11 protein-coding genes are annotated in these 21,795 nt (G+C 31.0%); 3 read left to right on the top strand and 8 right to left on the bottom strand.

The window, feature by feature from the left end:
- Positions 1-23 precede the first annotated feature (23 nt).
- From LQK79_RS03020 to LQK79_RS03005, 4 genes are all read right to left on the bottom strand, one after another.
- Positions 24-1,010: an ABC transporter ATP-binding protein gene (locus LQK79_RS03020; protein ID WP_231015485.1), complete on the bottom strand. Its 987-nt coding sequence runs from the start codon at positions 1,008-1,010 to the stop codon at positions 24-26.
- Positions 1,003-2,001 (bottom strand): ABC transporter ATP-binding protein, encoded by a 999-nt coding sequence (locus LQK79_RS03015; protein ID WP_053242425.1) that lies wholly within the window; start codon positions 1,999-2,001, stop codon positions 1,003-1,005. The genes LQK79_RS03020 and LQK79_RS03015 overlap by 8 nt, the downstream gene beginning before the upstream one ends.
- Before the next feature lie 35 nt (positions 2,002-2,036).
- Positions 2,037-3,656, bottom strand: a complete 1,620-nt coding sequence (locus LQK79_RS03010) for an ABC transporter substrate-binding protein (protein WP_231015484.1) — start codon at positions 3,654-3,656, stop codon at positions 2,037-2,039.
- A 382-nt stretch (positions 3,657-4,038) separates the two neighbouring features.
- Positions 4,039-6,969 (bottom strand): insulinase family protein, encoded by a 2,931-nt coding sequence (locus LQK79_RS03005; RefSeq protein ID WP_231015482.1) that lies wholly within the window; start codon positions 6,967-6,969, stop codon positions 4,039-4,041.
- Positions 6,970-7,394: 425 nt separating this feature from the next.
- Here LQK79_RS03005 and LQK79_RS03000 point away from each other — a divergent pair, with 425 nt between their 5' ends.
- Positions 7,395-7,805, top strand: coding sequence for a CBS domain-containing protein (locus LQK79_RS03000; RefSeq protein WP_231015481.1), 411 nt, complete (start codon positions 7,395-7,397; stop codon positions 7,803-7,805).
- 136 nt (positions 7,806-7,941) lie between these two features.
- Here the strand turns inward: LQK79_RS03000 and LQK79_RS02995 are convergent, their stop codons facing one another.
- Positions 7,942-9,453 carry a leucine-rich repeat domain-containing protein gene (locus LQK79_RS02995; RefSeq protein WP_231015479.1) on the bottom strand — a complete coding sequence of 504 codons (1,512 nt, stop codon included), beginning with the start codon at positions 9,451-9,453 and terminating at the stop codon, positions 7,942-7,944.
- Between the two features lie 203 nt (positions 9,454-9,656).
- Between LQK79_RS02995 and LQK79_RS02990 the strand changes: the two genes are divergently transcribed.
- Positions 9,657-13,970, top strand: coding sequence for a pullulanase X25 domain-containing protein (locus tag LQK79_RS02990; protein ID WP_231015478.1), 4,314 nt, complete (start codon positions 9,657-9,659; stop codon positions 13,968-13,970).
- Positions 13,971-14,210: 240 nt separating this feature from the next.
- Here LQK79_RS02990 and LQK79_RS02985 read toward each other — a convergent pair whose 3' ends face one another.
- Together LQK79_RS02985 and LQK79_RS02980 are read right to left on the bottom strand one after the other, a co-directional pair.
- Positions 14,211-15,887 carry a glycoside hydrolase family 13 protein gene (locus LQK79_RS02985; protein WP_231015477.1) on the bottom strand — a complete coding sequence of 559 codons (1,677 nt, stop codon included), beginning with the start codon at positions 15,885-15,887 and terminating at the stop codon, positions 14,211-14,213.
- 105 nt (positions 15,888-15,992) lie between these two features.
- Positions 15,993-17,012, bottom strand: a complete 1,020-nt coding sequence (locus LQK79_RS02980; RefSeq protein ID WP_231015476.1) for a LacI family DNA-binding transcriptional regulator — start codon at positions 17,010-17,012, stop codon at positions 15,993-15,995.
- A 177-nt stretch (positions 17,013-17,189) separates the two neighbouring features.
- On the opposite strand from LQK79_RS02980, the gene LQK79_RS02975 reads away from it, so the two are divergent.
- Positions 17,190-17,837 (top strand): hypothetical protein, encoded by a 648-nt coding sequence (locus LQK79_RS02975; RefSeq protein WP_231015474.1) that lies wholly within the window; start codon positions 17,190-17,192, stop codon positions 17,835-17,837.
- Positions 17,838-18,186: 349 nt separating this feature from the next.
- Here LQK79_RS02975 and LQK79_RS02970 read toward each other — a convergent pair whose 3' ends face one another.
- The gene (locus LQK79_RS02970; protein ID WP_231015472.1) at positions 18,187-21,207 is read right to left on the bottom strand and encodes a glycoside hydrolase family 2 TIM barrel-domain containing protein; all 3,021 of its coding nucleotides are present in this window, start codon (positions 21,205-21,207) and stop codon (positions 18,187-18,189) included.
- Positions 21,208-21,795: the final 588 nt, after the last annotated feature.

Raw genomic sequence — 21,795 nt, 5'->3', positions numbered from 1 at the left:
AACTAACCTCCTTTTTTAATTAATTACACTAAATGACATGCTACCGCATGATCACCGTTTCTTAATTCTGGCTCTTCTTTACTGCATATATCTTTTGCGTAAGGACAACGTGTATGGAATCTGCATCCACTTGGTGGATTTGCAGGACTTGGCACATCACCTTCCAATATAACTCTCTTTTTTCCCCTTAAATGTGGATTCGGTACTGGATACGCACTTAAAAGCGCTTTTGTATAAGGATGCTGTGGATTGTTAACAATTTCATCTGTTGCCCCAATCTCAACAATTTTTCCTAAATACATTACTGCTATACGATCACTTATATATTTCACAGCTCCAAGTCCATGAGCAATAAATAAAAATGTCAAATTATATTCCTTTTGAAGTCCCTTAAGCAAGTTCAAAACCTGCGCTTGAGTTGAAACGTCAAGTGCTGAAACTGGCTCATCACAAATGATAAATTTAGGTTTAAGCGCTAATGCTCTTGCAATTCCTATTCTTTGACGCTGCCCTCCTGAAAACTCATTAGGATAACGATTTTTAGCACTTTTTTGCAAATCAACACTTGCAAGTAACCTATCGACTTCTTTAGAAATTTGATCTGCTGGAACAGTATTATGAACTTTAAGTGGTTCTGATAATATATCACTTACTCTTTTACGTGGATTAAGTGACGAGTATGGGTCTTGAAATATGATTTGAATATCAGAACGCATTTTTAGCATTTCTTTATTTGAATATTTGGCAATGTCCTGACCTTCAAAAATAATTTCTCCTTCATTAGGATGCTCTAGCTTTATAAGAGTTCTTCCCATTGAAGATTTACCACAACCTGACTCTCCAACAAGTCCCAATGTTTCACCAGGATATATTTTAAAGCTAATTCCATCAACCGCTTTTACATATCCTACTGTTCTAGAAATTATTCCTCTTTTTATAGGATAATAAGTCTTTAAATTTTTAACTTCAATTAACGGCTCTACTTTTTTATTAACTTCTGCATTACTCATTCGCTTCACCACTCTTTTTCATCTTATCTTCAACTAAAAAGCATCTTACAAAATGCCCATCCTTTATTTTTTTAAGTTCTGGAACTTCTAATTTGCATCTTTCTGTTGCTTTTGAACATCTTGTATGAAATCTACACCCACTAACCATTTTAGAGAGTGAAGGAACTACTCCAGGAATAGATTGTAATTCTTTATCATCAGTATCATCTATTTGTGGTATAGAATTCATAAGTGCCAATGTATATGGATGTTCTGGATTATCAAACAACGTAAATACATCTGTTTCTTCAACAACTTGTCCAGCATACATTACCATAACTTTATCAGCCATTTCTGATATTACTCCAAGGTCGTGAGTAATTAACATTACAGACATTCCATAATTTTCACGTAATTTTTTAATAAGCTCAAGTATTTGAGCCTGTATTGTAACATCAAGTGCTGTTGTAGGTTCATCTGCAATAAGAAGTTTAGGCTTACATGATAAAGCCATTGCTATCATTACTCTTTGTCTCATTCCTCCAGAAAGAGTATGTGGATAATCATCTATTATCTCTTCTGCTCTTGGTATTCCAACTTCCTTAAGCATCTTTATTGCATATTCTCTTGCATCTTTCTTGTCCATTTTTAAATGAAGCATTATAGCTTCCATCATTTGATTTCCAATTGTAAAAAGAGGATTTAAAGAAGTCATAGGTTCCTGAAAAATCATAGACATTTTATTTCCGCGAAGTTCATGCATTTCTTTTTCACTTTTTTTAGCTATGTCTTCTCCTTCAAATATTACTTCTCCACTTTTTATTTTTCCGTTTTTACCAAGAAGTCTCATGAGAGAGAAAGAGGTTACACTCTTTCCACACCCAGATTCTCCAACTATTCCAATAGTTTCTCCCTTTTTTAGGTCAAAACTAACATCGTCAACTGGAATAACTTCATTTCCCTCTATTGTAAATGCCGTTTTCAAATGATTAACTTTGAGCAAATCATCCATATTATTTCACCACCAATTATAGAATAAGCTACTTTTTATTTTACATCCCATTTTTCAAGTTCTGCATACATTCCAAAAGAACTTGGCTTTCCATAAATTACTCTCTTGTTATAAACTCCCTGATCTATAGGGCAATATACTCCTGGTGCAGGCATGTCATTAGCGTATATTTCTTGAACTTGATTGTAAATCTTAGTACGCTCTGTAGGATCTACAGTAACTTTACCTTTTTCTAATAAATCATCTAATTGTTTGTTGTTATATGCACTTAAGTTTAACAATTGACCACTTGATATATATGAAGAAATATCTGGGTTAACAACGTCAATATTAAGTCCAACTATATATAAATCAAATTGATGTTTTTTACCAAGAGATAAACTTGTAACAAAATCATATTTTTGTATCTGCGCTTTGATTCCTACATCCTGAAGATTTTGTGCTATTATATTTGCTGCCTGTTCACGAACCGTATTTCCTGTAGGTACATTAAACTTGAGCACCTTACTTGAATCCCAATTTGATTCTTTTAACAATTCTTTTGCTTTTGCTGGATCATATCCGCCAAAGCCAGCACTCTTATCAAAGAACTTACTTGATGGAGTATATGGACCAACAACTGTTTCTCCTGAACCTTTTAGAAGGTTTTTAACTATTTGCTCTCTATTTATAGCATATGAAATAGCTTTTCTAACTTTTGGATCTTTTACAGTGGTAGTATTTATCTCTAATGTTTGAAGTGTATTGGATTGCTTGTCCGGATTAAAAGCTATATTTTTCATTGCCTTTATCTTATCAATGTCATCAATAGGAACAATCCCTATATTAGGTTCATTCATGTCAATTTCTCCACTTTGAAGTTGAACTGTTATTTCAGTACTCTGCATTATCTTGAAATTAAGCTGTGTAAGCTTAGGTGTTCCTCTAAAGTAATCTTTGTTAGCGGCCATTTGTACATACTGGTCTTTTTTATATGTAACTAATTTAAATGGTCCGTCTGTTACAGTAGGATTCTGGAAGAAAGATGCTTTAAACATTTGATCAAGTGATGTAGACTGAAGCACATGTTTAGGAACAGTTTTTAGATATTGACTAACTAAATCATTGAATACAGTTATATCAACTGGTTGTTTTGTAACAAGATTGATAGTATGATCATCAACTTTTTTAGCTCCATCAAAACTATCACTACCTGAAGTGTTTTTACCACTTGCATCTAATCCAGCTAATATATTGAACTTTGACGCAATTGTTGCTGATACCTTAGGATTTGTTATAAGATTAAGAGTAAACATAACATCATCTGCTGTTACTGCTTTTCCATCTGTCCATTTAGCTTTCTTGTTCAATTTTACAACAAAAGTTTTGTTATCAGTTGTTGTTATAGAATCTGCTAATGATGGTATGAACTTTAAGTCGGAATTAAGTTCAAGTAATGGTCTGAATAGTACTTCTGTCATATAATTTTGAGCTGAATCCGATGAATCAAGTGCGTTAAACCCACTTGGTGCATTCATTATACCGATATTAACAATTTTTTTAGCATTTCCGCTCTTACTTGAACTACTTGATGTCGCCCCTCCACAAGCAGAAAAAGTAACCATGATTGTACATGTCAACGCAGCTATTAACGTCTTAACTACCTTTGATTTCATATTTTTTTTGCCCCCTAGTTATTTTTATTTTAGCATATTTATTCACAGTAATAAATATACGCTTTAATCTTATTGATAATATATTAACATATCGATAATTTTTTTTCAACATTAATAATAAAATAACCTATATTTTATACATATTTTTATTTTACGAATGTATGCAAATGATTTCACATTGTAAGTTTTATAATTTTTATGTAAAAATATTCATTTTGTTCTTGTATAAGTAAACTACGAACAAAAAAATAGAGAGGACTTCTTTAGTCCTCTCCATAAAATATATAGTAAAAATGCTTAACTAAAAAACTATATATGCACCATAATGCCTAGAAGATGTCGTTTCAGTACAAATAAATTTTAAATTTCAGCTGTTTTATTTTTATTCAAATACTTCTATACTACTGCTAAACTCACTTTCATTTTCTTTAATTTTAGTATCATTTCCAAGCACACAGATATAATTTTTGCCCGTAATATCTTTCAAAAGCTTTGAAAATTTATTTATATCTTCTTTCTTTGTACCTAAAACTTCTTTTCTCCATTTCTGTATCTCATCTTCCGTTATTCCCTTAAAGTAATTTTCATCGGAACGTTCACCTTTTTTCCTCGGAGTGAGTGGTGCATCAAGTCCCGCAAAAGTTCCTATTATATATTTCGTCATTTCATAATCATCTGCCTTAAAGTCTTCTATAAATTTGTATGCATTATTGTATACATCTAAAGTTTCGTTTAAGTTAGGATCCCTATAAGACCAAAATAGGAAATCTCCGCTCTTTGATATTGCCGTACCAACTCCATATGCTCCACCCATAACTCTTACATTATTCCAAAGGTAGTTTAATGATAATATATTTTTAAGAACTTCTAACTTTCCAGAATAATCATATCCAAGTTTTCTAAAATTGAAGCCTTTGCATACATATTGAACTTTACTTGAAGTAATAAGTCCTTCATTTCTTTTAATTTCTTTAAATTTAGGAAATTCATTATTACTCTCGGTTTTTTTATCTGGAATATTGAGATTAGAAAGTTTATTTTCAAATTCTGAAAGAACATCTTTATCTCCCGTCAAGCTTATTATAAGATTATCTTTATTAAATAACATTTGAGAAACTTCTTTTAAATTTGAACTTATTTCTTCATATTTACCTTCAATATCTTTATCAATATCGCACATAAATTTATAGTACTCTAAACCTTTTAACTCTTCACTATATCTTCCAGAAGTTGAAAAGTAGGAAGTAATTCTCTTTGCTGCCACAGACTGACCATTTTCATTTATATACATTTCCATTCTTGATTTTATCTCTTGAATTATATCTTTAAGTCTTTTTTTATTTTCAAATATGCTGTGGAACATTATTTGATCTATGACTTTAAGAGCATCTTCAATTTTATCTTGAAGAACCTTAGACTTTATTGTAAATTTAGGATAATACTTATCTGATGTATTTTTATCTACAAAAATGCTATTTACAAAGCTTATATCTCCGGTTTTTATATTTATTTCATTTGCTAAATCTTCATATTTATATTTTTCAGTATCAATTTTTCCCAATACTTCTTCAAGAAGAGATAAGTACTTAACTTTATCTGCTGGAACATCCAAAGAATCAAAATATAAATTGAAATATGCTATTTTATTAGTAGATATTTCATGATAGAGCATTTTTATTCCATTTGTATTTTTCTCTAAAATAGGAAGTTTCTCTGAGTTTTCATTTATATCTTTTAGAGACAGCATTGGAAGTTTCTTTAAGTCCTCCGGAGAATCCTCACTAGACTGTCTCTTCTTTAAACTTTCCGTTTCCGAAACAAGTTTATTTATTTCATCTTCACTTAAAGACTTTTTAAATTCCTTAAGCTTTTCATTTATGGATCTTGCACTTTGCTCTGCCACCGCTTTTGATGGTTTTATTATTACTAAGCTCTCATGATTGCTATTTAAAATATATTTTTCAATTAACTTTTCAAAATAATTTTCCGTTAGAGCTTTTTTAATTTTTTTCAAAGTATTTTCAAATTTTAAATTTATAAGTGGGCTTTGATCATATAACCAACTGTCCATAGCTTTTACACTGTAACCAAGTCCTCTTGGCATACTTCCGTAATCCGCTTCCCTAAGTTGAAACTCTTTTACATTAATTGCTGCCTCTATAAGTTTTTTATCTATACCTTTACTAATAAGCTTTTTAAGAGTTTCCAAAACAACTTTTTTGAACTCTTCTTTCTTGTCTTCATCTGAATTTTTAATAGTAATTGCAAAAAACGGCTGCAATATACTGTTATCATAAATTCCAAATACGTCCTTGCATATTCCTGATTCTAAAAGTGCTTTTTTAAGCGGAGCAGCAGGACTTTCAAGGAGAAGATATTCAAGTATATCAAATGCAAGGTACGTTTCGGGGCCTGTTGATTCTGATATAGCAAAATTTAGACTCAAATATGTTTTATCCTTCTCGCCTTCATTAGGTAATATAGGATATTCCTCTACCAATTCAACATTATTTCCTATTGGTTTTTGAGGTTTTATTTTTGAATCGACTTCTATTTTCTCGTAATGCTTTAAGTATTCTCTATCAAGATATTCTAATTTTTCTTCTAAATTCATGGCTCCATAAAGGTAAATATAGCTGTTTGCAGGACTATAATATTTTTTATGAGAAGCAATAAAGTTTTCGTATGTTAATTCTGGAATGTCTTTAGGATCTCCTCCAGATTCAAAGCCATATGCATTATCCGGGAAAAGGGAATTTTGTATTTTTCTCATTAAAATTCCTTCTGGTGATGAAAATGCTCCCTTCATTTCATTATAAACAACACCCTTATATGTTATATCATCTTCAGGTTTATTAAGTTCATAATGCCAGCCTTCCTGCGCTAGTATCTGCTTTGTTTTATATATATTAGGATGAAGCACAGCATCCATATATACATCAATTAAATTTAAAAAATCCTTATCATTTTTGCTAGCTACAGGATACATAGTTTTATCGCTAAAAGTAAATGCATTTAAAAATGTGTTTAAAGATCCTTTTAAAAGTTCAACGAAAGGTTCCTTAACTGGATATTTATCTGAACCACATAGTACAGAATGCTCTAAAATATGAAATACGCCTGTGCTATCTTTTGGTGGTGTTCTAAAACTTATTGAAAAAACTTTATTATCATCATCATTTTCTAGATAAAGTAATTTCGCGCCACTTTTAACATGTTCAAACATAAAGGCTTTGGAGCTTATTTCTTTAATTTCTTCTTCATATATAAATTTAAATCCGTGATAAATACCATCCTTATTAAAAGAATTCATTGTTATTCCTCCTTATTCTCTAATCTAATTAAATCTTCTAGCCAATTTAAAACTTAAATATATTTTCTTCTTTCATCACACATTATATACTTTTATATTTCCTTCTTTATGATATAAAAATACATTAAATATAAATATGCTATCATTATAGCAAATATTTATGTTAAATTATACCTTTGGGAATTTATTTTCCACAAAGTTCATAATAATTTCATTTACATATACATTTTATTGATACTTTTTTATTAAAAACATTTACATTTGTAAATCATTTATTAATTTATCAAAAATATTTGTTAATTTTTAATTAATTAGCAAGCATAGTATGGACATAGCTTTAATTTTTATATATAATAAACTTGTAAATAATATTATTAATTAAACTTCTTGCTGAACAATATTAATACGAAAAGAGGTTAACAATTATGAATGTAGCGTTTTTTATAACTCCTAAAAAACAAGTAGTTTATGCGAAATTAACTTCTACAATAAGACAAATACTTGAAAGAATGAGATACTATAATTGCATGCAAATTATAGTTTTAGATAACAAAGGTGAATATGCTGGTGTTATTTCAAAGGATGATTTAATTGCTAGAATCAATACTTCACCTAAACTTGAATTTAAGGATTTAAATAAAATTGGAATACTAGATATAGTTAAATATATGATAAATAAGCCTGTTGGAATTGATTGTGAAATAGAAGATGTTGAAAACTCCATGAACAATAAAAGCTTTGTTCCTGTAGTTGATGACAACAATGTATTTATAGGCATAATAAAAAAAGAGGACATATTAAATTATAAAAATTCATATGGACAATGTTCTTATTAAATTAATATTAAAATTATATTTATAGCTAATTAGTTTCCTTCAAAAATATAAGAATCAGCAGATTTGCCAAATATGAAATCTGCTGCTTTTTTATTAAACTATGTTTTAAATAAGTAATCCCTTTTACATTGATTTGCTATTCACATTTTGGATAGTCATCACTCCATTTATGATCTTTCGACAGTTCATCATCACTTATATTAAAATAATTATAGCTGACATACCCAGCTCTATCAGGCACAGAATCATCCCAAGTCGTATCCAATTGATAATACTTACCATCTATTTGTACTATATTCCACGCATGACTTTCCCATGTACCATTATTAGCTTGTCCTGATACTACAATACAATTAATTCCAGCCATGTTAAGCAGTAATTTTGTCGTCTCGGCATAACCTTCACACACTCCTGTAGCATTTATTAGTATTCCATAAGCATTATAATCATCAGGTGGTGCTGCATTTTTTGAATAATTATCATAATCAAATCTAGTATTTAAAATAACATAATCATGAATGGCTTTCTCTTTTTCCAAATCTGACATATTAGGTTTAATGGAAGATTCTATAATTTCTTTAGCCTTATAATAAAGTTTAAAATATTTATCTAAATCACTAATTAAGAATCCATCCACTGCTCTTAAGTTTTTTACGTTTTTTAGGCAGTCTATATTGCCAATAAAATTTCCGTATAAAGTTAAATATCTCAAATCATTTAATTGTGTCAATACTTCTATATTACTTATACAATTACCCGACAAACTTAAATCCTCCAGATTTTGCAAACCACCTAGAGATTCTATATAATTAATCTTATTTTCATTTACAGACAGAGCAATTAAATTATACAAATTTCTTAATGGATTTATATCATTTATTTCATTATTATCTAAATACAACGTACGTAATTCCGTTAAACGCTTCAACCCACTTATGTCGACCAAGTTATTTTTTTTCATCGACAAACCTTTTAAATTAACTAAATCTGCCAAAGGATCTACGCTGTCTATTTTATTTTCATCTAAATAAATCCACTTTAAATTAGTTAATTTTTTTAATGGAGTAATATCTTTTATGTCATTTTTAATTGCAGAAAAGTCCTCTAAATTTATAAAATTTTCTATACCATCCAAATAAGTTATATTTTTTTCATCCATTTCCAATGATGTAATTTTCTCTACATCCTTTTTATAAATAGTACCATTAGGTTTATTTAAAGCATCACGAACAACCTTTTCTAAATTAGCATCTTTAAATGTCACAATTTCATCTTCACTATTATTTTCAATACTAAAATTCATTGCAATTTGCTGCTTTATACTTATATTTCTCTTAGAATGAACCGTATTTGCAATAATTAATTTATATGTATTTCCCCCTTTATACCCATCAACTGGCGGATTTACCACTATTGTTTTATTATCATTTCCTAAGCTTAATGTAATATTTACTTTATTTCCACTGCTATCTACTACTATAATTCCTTGCTTGGATAGATCATCAAATGAGACCTCCTGATTAAAATGGATGTTCCAAACTTTAGTAGCTTGCACAACTTGATTATCTTTAAAAGTTGCTGCTTTAACCTTTAAAGTAAATAACATTACTACTGCAATAAAACTAAGAAATACTACTCTCTTCTTCATTTTAATTTCCTCCCCCTTATGCTGACTTATTATTAAACCATAATAATTTAAATTTGCCACACAAGGTCAAAAAATTAAATATGAAAATTTATTTTTATGTAATTATTGTAAATATATCTTAAATGGTGTAATATATTTCTTGAAATAAAACGTTTGCATTTGTTTGTGCAATCGATTGCATTAATTTAGGGGGGAATTTATTAATGAAAAAAAACAAAAAAACAAAACTTTTAAGCTTTGTGACAGTATTTTTCTTTTTATTCAGCTTAATACCTAACTTTGGTATAAATATAAAAGCTGCTGAAAATGAAAGCCTGCCGCCAGCTGACTCTACTGTTACTCTTGTAGGAGATTTCTTAAAAGCACAGGATATGGGAAATGATTGGGACCCTACAAACTCTGCTTCCATTATGAAAGAATTTTCAAATGGATTATATGAGTTAACTATTGATTTTAAGACAACTGGTAACTTCAATTACAAAATTGCTCTAAATAGAAGTTGGGATGAAAGTTATGGCGATAACTTCGAAAAGGGAGGAAAAAACAAAGCATTAAATGTTACAAAAGCTGGTAAAGTTACCTTTAAGGTTGACTTTAAAAATAAAACATTATATGACTCAATAAACAATCCAGATAAATTCAAAAGTACTGCAACTGTAGTTGGAACACTTGCTCAAAGCGGAGGAAAAGATTGGACTCCTGATGATTCCAGCTATGACCTTGATTATATCGGAAATGGATTTTATAAAAAAACTTTTGCTCTAAAAAAAGGAAGCTATGAATACAAAATTGCTTACGATCATAAATGGTCAAATGGAGAAATTAATGACAATATAAAATTTTCTTTGGACAAGGATCAAAATGTAACTTTTGTTTCTAATCCTGATTTAAATATATGCACTAACAGCATTTTATCTCCTGAAGTTTCTATTATAGGTGAAATAAGAAATAAAGGAAATGATAACTGGAATGAAAAACTTCAAGGCTTTGAATTTTATCCACTAGATAGCAACGGACAATATATTTATAGTGCCTTTATTCCTGAAGGTACTTATCAATATAAAGCTTGTCTTAATTACTCTTGGGATAATGCTATACCTGATGGTACTAACAATGCTTCAATAAAAGTACCTTCCGGAGGAAAATTTGTTGTTTTTATTTGTGATATAAAGAATAAATCTTTATATGATTCAATTAATAATAATGATAAAGTTTCTACTGCACTTGGTCTTCAAACTATTCCACAAAAATTAGCAAGTCCCGTTATAAATGATAATGGAACCGTAACTTTTTCATATAAAAATGATAATGCCAAAGAAGTATATATTGCTGGAGATTTCACTGACTGGGGAACTAACAAAAAGGCTATGACAAAAGATGAAAATGGAAATTGGGCTATTACTTTAAGACTTGGTGATGACGCAAAATCCTATGAATACAAATTTGTTGAAGATGGTAACTATGTTATAGATCCAGCAAATTCAAATTTAGCCTCAGATGGAAATTCAACTTTTAGTTTTCCAAAATACTCAGGAAGAAAAATCGTAGTACCAGGAAGTATTCAAGTACCTGTTGATGGTTCAAGTTGGGATGCTGCATCTGAAAAGACTACAATGACTTACCTTGGCAATGGCATTTACACATTAACGCTAAAAAATATACCTGCTGGAAATTATGAATATAAAGTTGCAGCAAACGGTAACTGGACCGAAAACTATGGAGCAAATGCAAGAGCTGGTGGAGATAATATACAAATGACCGTTCCTATAAATGAAGACGTTACCTTCTGGTATAATGATGACTCTCATTTAATAGTTGATTCTACTAGTTATAAAAAAATAGATATAAAGCTGACTGGCACTGGAATACCTGATGGCACTTATTTAAGGGATGACAATCTTACTGGAATTTATTCAGCAAAAATTTCCTTAAAAAAAGGAGATTATAAAGATTTAAAATTAGAAATGGAAAATAAAGAGGTTCAAGTTGGCGAGCTAAATGTCCCTTCGGATAGAGTCGTTACTATAAGCTATGATCCCAATACAGATATAGTTTTCAATGATCTATCTGATAAAAAAATAAATACATCTGCCCTATACTTTAACTCAAAGCTCGATGATTATAAATCTCTTTACGGCGCAATTCCTACAGATTCACCAGTTACTTTTAATTTAAAAGCCGCTAAGAGAGATCTAACTAATGCCTATTTAATATTACAAACTCCAAAGGGAATACAAAAAATCGAGATGAAATTGAATGGCAGTTTTTCAGATGGAAATGATAAGTGGACAGCAACTTATACATCTTCTACTATAGAAATGGACAAATATTATTTTATAGCCACTAATGGTTCCGATGTAAAAGCTTATGGTGATGATGATGGATACTTTGGACCAGGAGCACCTAATGACCTTGGAAAAGTAAAATTATATGACATGAATGTTTATGATAAAAATTACAAAACTCCAGATTGGTTTAAAAATGCAGTAGTTTATCAAATATTTCCGGATAGATTTTTTAACGGAGATACTTCAAATGATACTGCTCAAAAGCTTGCAAGAGGAAACACTAGCTATGAATTTTATAATGATTGGTATTCAATTCCTGAAGATCCTACACTAGAATTTACAGCTGATGGAAAACCTAATCCTGATTATAAAGGTATGAAGGGCGACGGCCAGTGGTCTAATGAAATATATGGTGGCGATTTAATAGGAATACAAAAGAAACTTGACTATCTTCAATCACTAGGAGTAAATGTATTATATCTAAATCCTATAAGTCAATCCATATCAAACCATAGATATGATACAACAGATTATCGTAATGTAGACCCTATATTAGGTTCAATGGATAACTTTGTATCACTTGCAAATGAGGCTCATAAAAGGGGGATGCACGTAATTCTCGATGGTGTATTTAACCATGTATCAGATGACTCTGTTTATTTTGATAGATATGGTAAATATATGGCTAAGGGAAAACCTATAGGTGCATATCAATATTGGTCTAGAGTTTATGATTTAATGAACTTAAACGGATTAAGTCAAAGTGATGCAGAAAAAAAGGTAACTAAAGATCTAACTTCTCAAGGAATAACAGATTTTCACTATAAAGATTGGTTTAAAATAAGTAATAAAAAAGTTGCAGCTGCTGCTGGAGACCCTGAACACTATGATTATGAAGGTTGGGACGGTTATGACTCAATGCCTGTAATTCAAGCTTTAAATGGTTCGGAATACAATGTTACCACTTGGGCTAACGAAATTATTGATGGACCTGATGCCAATTCAACCTACTGGTTAAAACAAGGTTCCGATGGTTGGAGACTTGATGTTGCTAATGAAGTTTCTGATGAAACCTGGAGACACTTTAGACAAGCCGTTAAAGGTGAAGGCGACAATGTCATCATAGGTGAAATTTGGACTGACGCATCAAAATACCTACTTGGAGATATGTATGATTCAGTAATGAACTACAGATTTAGAAGTCCTGTAATGAACTTTGTCAAAGGTACTACAGATGATAACACAACCAAATACAGTGCTGTAGAGGCTATGAACGAACTTGAAACTATGAGAGAACAATATCCTAAAGAAGCTTTTGAAGCTATGCTTAATCTTGTAGATTCCCATGATACTCAAAGAATAATATCAGCTTTTGATGGAGCTACAAAGAGCACAAAAGCTATTGCTGATCAGCCTTCAGCAGAAGCTTTTGCAAAGATGAAAATGATACCTCTTATACAAATGACATATCCAGGTACACCATGTATTTACTACGGAGATGAAGCTGGAATTGCTGGTGCAGATGACCCTGACAATCGCCGTGGAATGATATGGGGTAAAGGAAATCAAGATCTAGTTGAGTGGTATTCAACTTTAATTGCTATAAGAAAAAGCAATGCTGTATTAAGAACAGGAGATATAACACCTATAAGCGTTCCTTCAGATTATAAGGATGACGTTTTAGCGTATACTCGTGATGCTCTAAATGATCATGCAGTTATAGCTGTAAACAGACGAACTGACAAAATATCTTCAATTACGCTAGACGTACCTACGCTTCCAGATGGAATAAGACTCATAAATGCCCTTAATCCTGCAGAGCATTATACTGTAGTTAATGGCAAGGTTACTGTAGATATTCCTGCACAATCTGGCATAATTCTTTTATCTAATTACAATTTAACTGGACTTAACTTGTCAAATTTAAAGGATATCTATAATACAAATTACGTTGTTCCTGTTAAGACTACATCACCAAGCAACAATCCTGGCGGAAATACTAATCCTGGTGGAAATAATTCAAATTCTGGCGGAAATAATGCTACTTCTGGAAATAACTCAAATACTGCAGCACCTGCTTCTACAAATACTTCCAAAAATACATTAGCAGTTCTTCCTCAAACAGGCTCACCCTTAGATACAATACTGCTAATCGAAATTGGACTTATAATTACTCTAAGCGGCACAGTATTCTTGTTTATTTATAAAAGAAAAAGGCACTTAAGATAAAAATTACTAAGTAATTATAATAGTAAAAAGGAGGAAAATACATAAGAAGGATAATTGGCAAAGCCCATTATCCTTCTTATATTTACATTAATTTTTTACCGGAAGTAGAAAAGTTCACCTTTTACGTATCAAACATCGTAAAACCCTTCATTTTAATTAGTTCGCAATTTTTTATATTTAGCGCGACAGCCCACAATCATTCATTTTAATTTTCACTCTTTACTCTATTTAAAAATCAATTTACTTATTACTTAACAAATACACTCTAGCTTCATATGGTTTTAAAACAACTTTCTCAATTTCATCATAATCAACATTATAATTAGAAATAATTTTTTCTTTTTTGCCGTACTTTATATCAGCCGGTAGATTAAACTCTGAATTTTTATCACTAAAATTACACATTACAAGCAAGATTTCATTTTTTAACTTTCTTAAGTATGCATATATATTTTCATCATCATCAAGAATAAGCTCGTATTTTCCATTAACTATGATTTCATATTGCTTTCTTAAGCTTATAAGTTTTCTATAATAATTAAACACAGAATTTTCATCGTCTACTTGAGCTTTTGCATTTATATATTTGTAATTTGGATTAACTTTTATCCAAGGTGTTCCACTAGTAAAGCCTGCATTCCCAGAATCATCCCATTGAAATGGCGTTCTAGCATTATCTCTTCCTCTTTTATAAATCGCCTCCATCATCTCTTCTTTTGTTTTTTTACCACTTCCAACATAATCTTTATATGCATTAAAGGTTTCTATATCCCTGTAATCATCCAGGCTTTCGAACTTAACATTTGTCATACCAAGCTCTTCCCCTTGATAAACATAAGGTGTTCCCTTCATCATATGAATGCATGTAGCTAACATCTTCGCTGATTCTTCTCTATATTCTGTATCATTACCAAATCTTGAAACGGACCTTGGTTGATCATGATTACTTAGATATAAGCTGTTCCATCCGCCATTTTCAAGCGCATCTTGCCATTTTGACATTATATCTTTAAATTCTTTTAAATTAAATTCACTTTTCCCCCATTTTCCATCTGGTCCATCTCCTACTCCTACATGCTCAAATTGAAATACCATATTGAGTTCATTTCTACTTTCTCCAACAAATTTTAAAGCTTTCTCTGGATCTACTCCTGGTGTTTCCCCAACTGTCATAATGTCATATTTGCTTAAAACTTCACTATTCATTTCCTTTAAATATTCATGGACTCTTTCCTCATTTATTTTAGGTATAATTGACATAGTTACTTTAGAATCTTGCTCTCTAGTGATTTCAATATCCTTTGCTATTAGACTTATAACATCCATTCTAAAGCCATCTATTCCCTTATCAAGCCACCATTTCATCATATCAAAAACTTCTTTTCTAACTTCAGAATTTTCCCAATTTAAATCAGCTTGCTTTTTAGAAAATAAGTGGAGATAATACATTTCTGTTGTCTTGTCATATTCCCAAGCAGATCCGCTAAAAAATGAAATCCAATCATTAGGCGGCTCACCATTTTTGCCACTTCTCCAAATATAATAATCTCTATATTTATTATATTTGGATTTCTTGCTTTCTTTAAACCACTCATGCTCATCGGATGTATGGTTTACAACTAAATCCATTATGATTTTTATTTTTCTTTTATGTGCCTCTTCGAGCAAAGTATCGAAATCTCTCATTGTTCCAAATTCATCCATTACATCCCTATAATCACTTATATCATATCCATTATCATCATTAGGTGATTTGTAAATTGGCGATAACCATAATACGTTAATTCCAAGCTTTTGAAGATAATCTAATCCCTCAATTATACCCTTTATATCTCCAATGCCATCACCATTGCTGTCTTTAAAACTTCTTGGATAAATTTGATAAACCACACTTTTCTTCCACCAATTTTTATCCACAATATCAACTCCTTTTAATATTTTATTAACCCTTTATATAGTCTATCTTTATAAAAAATTTTTTAAATTTGGTTAATCGTTTACGTAATTTGCAAAAAATATCTACTATATGTTTTTTACCGTAGATCTTTCTATAATTTTATACGGCATAATTATGCTCTCAACTTCACTTTTAGTACTTATTTTTTTTATTATCATATTAAAAGCCTTTTTTCCCATCTCAGACAATGGCTGTGCTAAAGTCGTTAACGGTGGTATGCACATAGATGCTTCTTTAGTATTATCATATCCAATAACAGATATATCATCTGGAATACTAATTCCATTTTCATAAGCTACAGACAATGCCGCCACAGCTAAGGTATCACAAGCAGCAAATATTGCAGTAAATTTATCGTGTTCCTCTAAAAGTTCTCTCATAGCTAACTTGCCAGCTTCAAAATTAAACTTAGAGTATTTAATAATATTTTCATTTATATCAAGTTGATTATCAATAAGAGCTTGTTTATATCCATTAATTCTTTGAATTCCTGCAATAGGATCACTTAAAGGACCTGACAACATTGCCACTTTTTTATGCCCATTTTTAATTAAGTATGATGCAGCTGCATAAGAAGCTTGATAATCATCAACTCTCACATATGGCAGAGCGCATCTATAAGATAATGTTGAAACAAGAATACTTGGTATGCGTGTTTCTAGAATTTCTTTATCAAAATCTTCTGTTGGTGACATGCTGCATACAATTATTCCATCCACTTGACGTTCACATAAAACATTTAAATACTCCATTGTTCTAATACCAGAATTTCCAGTATTACAAATTATTACACTATAATTATTTTTATGGGCAGCATCCTCTATTCCATTAAGTATTTCCGTATAAAACCCAGTATCGATTCTAGGCATAAGTACACCTATAGCATGGGTTTCTTTTATTTTTAAATGAGCAGCAACAGCATTTCTTCTATACCCTAATTCATTAACAGTCTTCATAACATTTAAACGTGTTTCTTCAGAATAACCATCTAATCCATTAATTATTCTTGAAACTGTAGCTACAGATACACCTGCTATTTTTGCTACATCTTTAATTGTAGGTCTTTTAACATTTTCATTTTCCACAATAATACCTTCTTTTCAGTAAACGTTTAATGTAATTTTATTATATCATATATATTAAATAATATCTATAACCATTATAATTTAAGTAAACAAATATTTGTTTAAACCTTTTATTTATGATATTATTAAATATTATATTACGGATGTAAACATTTAACTTAGGAAGTGATTTAATTTATGAAAAATCCGGAAGTCGCCAAAATAATAAAAAACATGTCTTTTAAAGAAAAAAGATCTTATATCTGGGACTACTATAAATTACATATCCTAGCCTTATTAATATTAATTGCTATAATAGTGTCTCTTATATATTCTATGGCCACAAAGCAAGAAGAATATTATAATATAACTTATGTTGGTGATTACATAGGTCAAGATAATTTAGCCACCGTAAAAAATAACATTAATAAAGTTATATTAAATAATGACAAGAAAAAAATCATTACATTAAATTCAGTATTTACTGATAAAGCTTCTCTTGCCTCAAACCCTCAGACGTTTCAAGTATTAGCCACAAAAATCACTGCAAAAGATATAGACATGTCTATTGTAGACCCCAAATTTTTTGAACAAAACTTTTCTTCTGGTATGTTTTTAAACTTAGAAACACTGAAAGGATTTTCTTCCTTAAAAAAATCAAATTATAAATTTTTAACTAAAACCAATTCGTCTGGTCATTTAGGTACTTATGGAATATATACGAAAAGCTCTAAACTTTCAAGTGAGCTTGGTTCTAAAAGCAATGATAGCCTTATTGTAGTAATGGCTACATCAGAAAAAAAAAGTAAAGCCCTTAAAATTATGAAAGCACTCTTGAGTAAATAAGCTATTGCATTAATGCAGCTGCTTATTTATTTTAAATAAATACTAAAATCTCAATTGTTTTATATATCTAAATGTAATATTTTTATTATACTATAAGAGTATTTTTCCATTTTATTTATTAATAGTTCGTCATTCAATAGATATACCGCTTCAACTATTGAAATTTATAAGTTCCAGATTTATCCTGACAAATTAGAATTTAACTTAGTGCACAATGCACAGTTCACAGTGAAGAATGATTTTTCAAGGTAAATCATCCTTCACTGTGAATTGTGAACTGCTTCAAATTTCAATTTAGCAGCATTAATTTGGCATTAGTCATTTTAACCTTTCAAGTTGTCTATCTATATTATTCTTCTTTAAAAATAGGAGCTATTTTTAAATTAAATTCAAATTCTTTTTCATCCAAACGGTATTTGTTAAGAAGTTCTGGTCCACAAGAATTTGAACCTACTCCACTCATTTTATAATCAATATTTATCACAGTTTCTTTTCTTTTATTAAGTTCGTATGGGTGACCAGCCTCTGTTAAATCTTCTGGTGTATAGTGTGCTGCATTGAAGGAGAACTCAGAAGCTCCTGTAAACTTAAGTCCCATACCAAATTTATTAGATACAATAGCCCATTCTGTTCCAAATCTTGAACCATTTTCTTGAGGCATAAGATAATTCTCAAACATTTCATCCACAGTTATCAAATACTTTCCTTTTTTTACACTTTGCTTTTTATCTATATAACTTTCGTGAGGTCCGTAGCCAAAATACTCTACTTCCTCAGTACCCTTTGGCATTATAAGCTGTAATCCGAAACGTGGAAGGAACTCAATTCCTTCTCTAACCTTAGCCTTCACCTTAAGTGATATTTCTCCTGTTCCGTCTACAATCCATACAGCTTCTCCGTGAAGAATAGGAAATCTACTATATCCCGCAAGTGAAAAATTCACAGTAATTTCCACAAAAGTATCTGAGCTGTTTGTAATTTTAGCATCATACACATGAGTAACTGCTCTTTCATAGCCTTCGTTTGTCCATTTATCCTTTATATTTCTATCATTATCTGTTGGTGCACGCCATATATTAAATTTCGGCATATCAGTAATCATATCTACATAGTTCTTTGATACTTTTGTAAAAGCTCCACTGTAAAGATCAAATACATGACAGAAGTCAAAACCTTCTATAGTAACCAATGTATCCTTTTGCTCTACTTTAATAAAAGGAATATTTTGTATTGAGAAATGCTCAGCTTTTTCAACTGGTAACTCAAACTGCTCAAAAGTTATCTCATAGCCTCTTTCTGCCCAAAGCGTATCTTTCTTTTGGACACAGCTTATTGTAAGGAAAAATCTATTTTCTGATGATTTAGGAATATTATACCCTAACTCATGTACTTGTGATGTTTGAGGCGCTACATCAAGTTCTTTAATTTCTCCTTGCTGAACAGTTTCTCCATCTTTTTCAACTCTCCAGCACAATTCTATATCTGATAAATTAATAAAATCAAATAAATTGGTAACCTTTATTGTCCCTTTTTTTAAATCTTCTGCTTCTATCCTTATAGGTGCTATAACCTTCTTCAATTCAAGAAGACCTGTATGCACCTCTCTATCAGGATATACAAGCCCATCTAAACAGAAATTCCCATCATTAGGCTTATCACCAAAGTCTCCACCATAAGCGTAGAACTCTTTTCCATTAGGTGTTTCTGTTTTTATTCCATGGTCACACCATTCCCAAACGCAACCTCCCATTAATTTTGGATATTTGAATATCACATCCCAGTAATCCTTTAAATCTCCAGGACCATTTCCCATTGCATGACAATATTCACAAAGAAAAAGAGGTTTCTTGTTATCTTCATTTTGCGCATATTCCTCTATATATTCAGTAGAAGCATACATTCTACTTTCCATATCAAGACATTCTGTATCTGTGCTGCCTTTATAAATCTCTGCTGCTCCTTCATAATGTACTAATCTTGAATTATCTCTAGCCTTAGTCCACTTAGCCATAGCAATATGATTTATATCATAACCTGACTCATTTCCCATTGACCATATTATAACAGAAGGATGATTTTTATCTCTTTCTACTAATCTTTCTGCCCTATCCAAAAATGCTTTTTTCCACTGGGGGTTTTTTGCAAGCACATGGAAGGTTCCGTCCTTGAATAGCCCTGCGCTATGCATTCCATGACATTCTAGATCAGCTTCATCTACCACATAAAAACCGTATTCATCACACAAATCGAGAAAACGTGGATCATTTGGATAGTGTGAGGTTCTTATGGTATTAACATTATGACGTTTCATAAGCATGAGATCTTCTTTCATGTGATTTAAAGGAATAGACTGTCCTAGCTCAGGATGAGAATCATGACGATTCACGCCTTTTAACTTTACTGCCTTTCCGTTAACAGTAAATACACCATCTAATACTTCAATCTTTCTAAATCCAATATTAAATAAAAGTACCTCACTGCCGCTGTAAACATATAATTTATACAGGTATGGTGCTTCTGCATTCCACAATGTAGGTTCTTCTACTTCCAGCTGTATATTACCTTTGCCAGCTATAGCCTTCTTACCTTTAGCAGCAACTTGACCTTCAGCATCTGTAAGCTCTATTGTTATATCACAGCTTCCTATAGTTTCTATTTCACAATTCAATGAAGCTTTATTAAAATCTGCTGACAGTTCTTGCCTACTAAATATATCTACAACATGAGTCTCTTCTCTGGCAAGCATATATACATCTCTAAATATTCCTGAAAAGCGCCATAGATCCTGATCTTCTAAATAAGTTCCGTCACACCATTTTAGTACTAATACTGCCATTTTATTTTTTCCGCTTCTCACATAATTTGTGATATCAAACTCAGCAGGCATTCTGCTTCCCTGGCTATATCCTACAAACTCACCATTAATCCAAAGATAAAAGCAGGAGTTTACTCCCTCAAAAACCACATATTTTGATTTACCCTTCCATTTTTCAGATATATTAAATTCTCTGACATAAGTTCCAGCTGGATTTTCATTTGGCACATATGGTGGATCACATGGTATTGGATAGTTTGTGTTTGTATAATGACACTGGTCATAGCCGTTTACCTGCCAGCAGGATGGAACTATGAGATTATTCCAATCGTTTACACAAGCGTCTTTATTATAAAATCCATCCTCCACTAATCTTACACTTTGATAATATCTAAATTTCCAGCTTCCATTCAAAGTCTGATAATAAGGAGAACTTCCTCTCTTCTTGTTAATCGCAGTTTCCTGGTCGGCATACGGTATATAATAAGCTCTTGGTTCCAATCTGTTTAAATGCATAACATTTAAATCTTCCCAATATTTTTCGATATTTAACATTTCTATCACCTCTACAAAATTTTTGACACAAGATATCAAATCTTATTTCAAGAAATTCCGACAACCCTAGTGCTATATATTTTAATTTTTTTCATGTTTTAATCCGCTCATCATCGTCATTTATTAATACCTCGTATCCATCTTCATTATATAGTTCACTGCAGCACATTAATATAAACATTTTAACTGAAAACATGCACAAAATAACTATTTTTTGAATAGACAGTTTAAAATAGCAATGCTATAATGAGCTTAAATATGGATGGATGAATGACTGGAAATGTTAAAACTACCAACATCAAATTTATCCTGACAAACTGGAAGTTGATTCAGAGCACAGAGTACAAAGTACAGAGTACAGTGAAGGTGGATTTACCTTTCGTTTCTCTCAGGTAAATCTTAGAACTTAATAGTGTCAGCTACGCTGAGCACTATATTTTAAGCGCTTTGCGTGCATTAAGTTTAAGATTTTTTGTAGCGACAGCGGAGAAAAATCATCCTTCACTGTACTCTGTCCTCTGTACTTTGTACTCTGAGTTAAATTCCAGTTTAACTGGGTACATTTGAACATTGTAATTTCTAATTTAA

Source organism: Clostridium guangxiense (assembly GCF_021043395.1).
GTDB lineage: Bacteria > Bacillota > Clostridia > Clostridiales > Clostridiaceae > Clostridium_S > Clostridium_S guangxiense.
Note: the sequence above shows the minus strand (reverse complement) of the source record. Positions and strands in the feature narration are given on the sequence as shown.

Excerpts from the sequence above, each read along its gene's own strand:
- LQK79_RS03020 (WP_231015485.1), bottom strand. The coding sequence starts at position 1,010 with ATGAGTAATGCAGAAGTTAATAAAAAAGTAGAGCCGTTAATTGAAGTT.
- LQK79_RS03015 (WP_053242425.1), bottom strand. The coding sequence starts at position 2,001 with ATGGATGATTTGCTCAAAGTTAATCATTTGAAAACGGCATTTACAATA.
- LQK79_RS03010 (WP_231015484.1), bottom strand. The coding sequence starts at position 3,656 with ATGAAATCAAAGGTAGTTAAGACGTTAATAGCTGCGTTGACATGTACA.
- LQK79_RS03005 (WP_231015482.1), bottom strand. The coding sequence starts at position 6,969 with ATGAATTCTTTTAATAAGGATGGTATTTATCACGGATTTAAATTTATA.
- LQK79_RS03000 (WP_231015481.1), top strand. The coding sequence starts at position 7,395 with ATGAATGTAGCGTTTTTTATAACTCCTAAAAAACAAGTAGTTTATGCG.
- LQK79_RS02995 (WP_231015479.1), bottom strand. The coding sequence starts at position 9,453 with ATGAAGAAGAGAGTAGTATTTCTTAGTTTTATTGCAGTAGTAATGTTA.
- LQK79_RS02990 (WP_231015478.1), top strand. The coding sequence starts at position 9,657 with ATGAAAAAAAACAAAAAAACAAAACTTTTAAGCTTTGTGACAGTATTT.
- LQK79_RS02975 (WP_231015474.1), top strand. The coding sequence starts at position 17,190 with ATGAAAAATCCGGAAGTCGCCAAAATAATAAAAAACATGTCTTTTAAA.
- LQK79_RS02970 (WP_231015472.1), bottom strand. The coding sequence starts at position 21,207 with ATGTTAAATATCGAAAAATATTGGGAAGATTTAAATGTTATGCATTTA.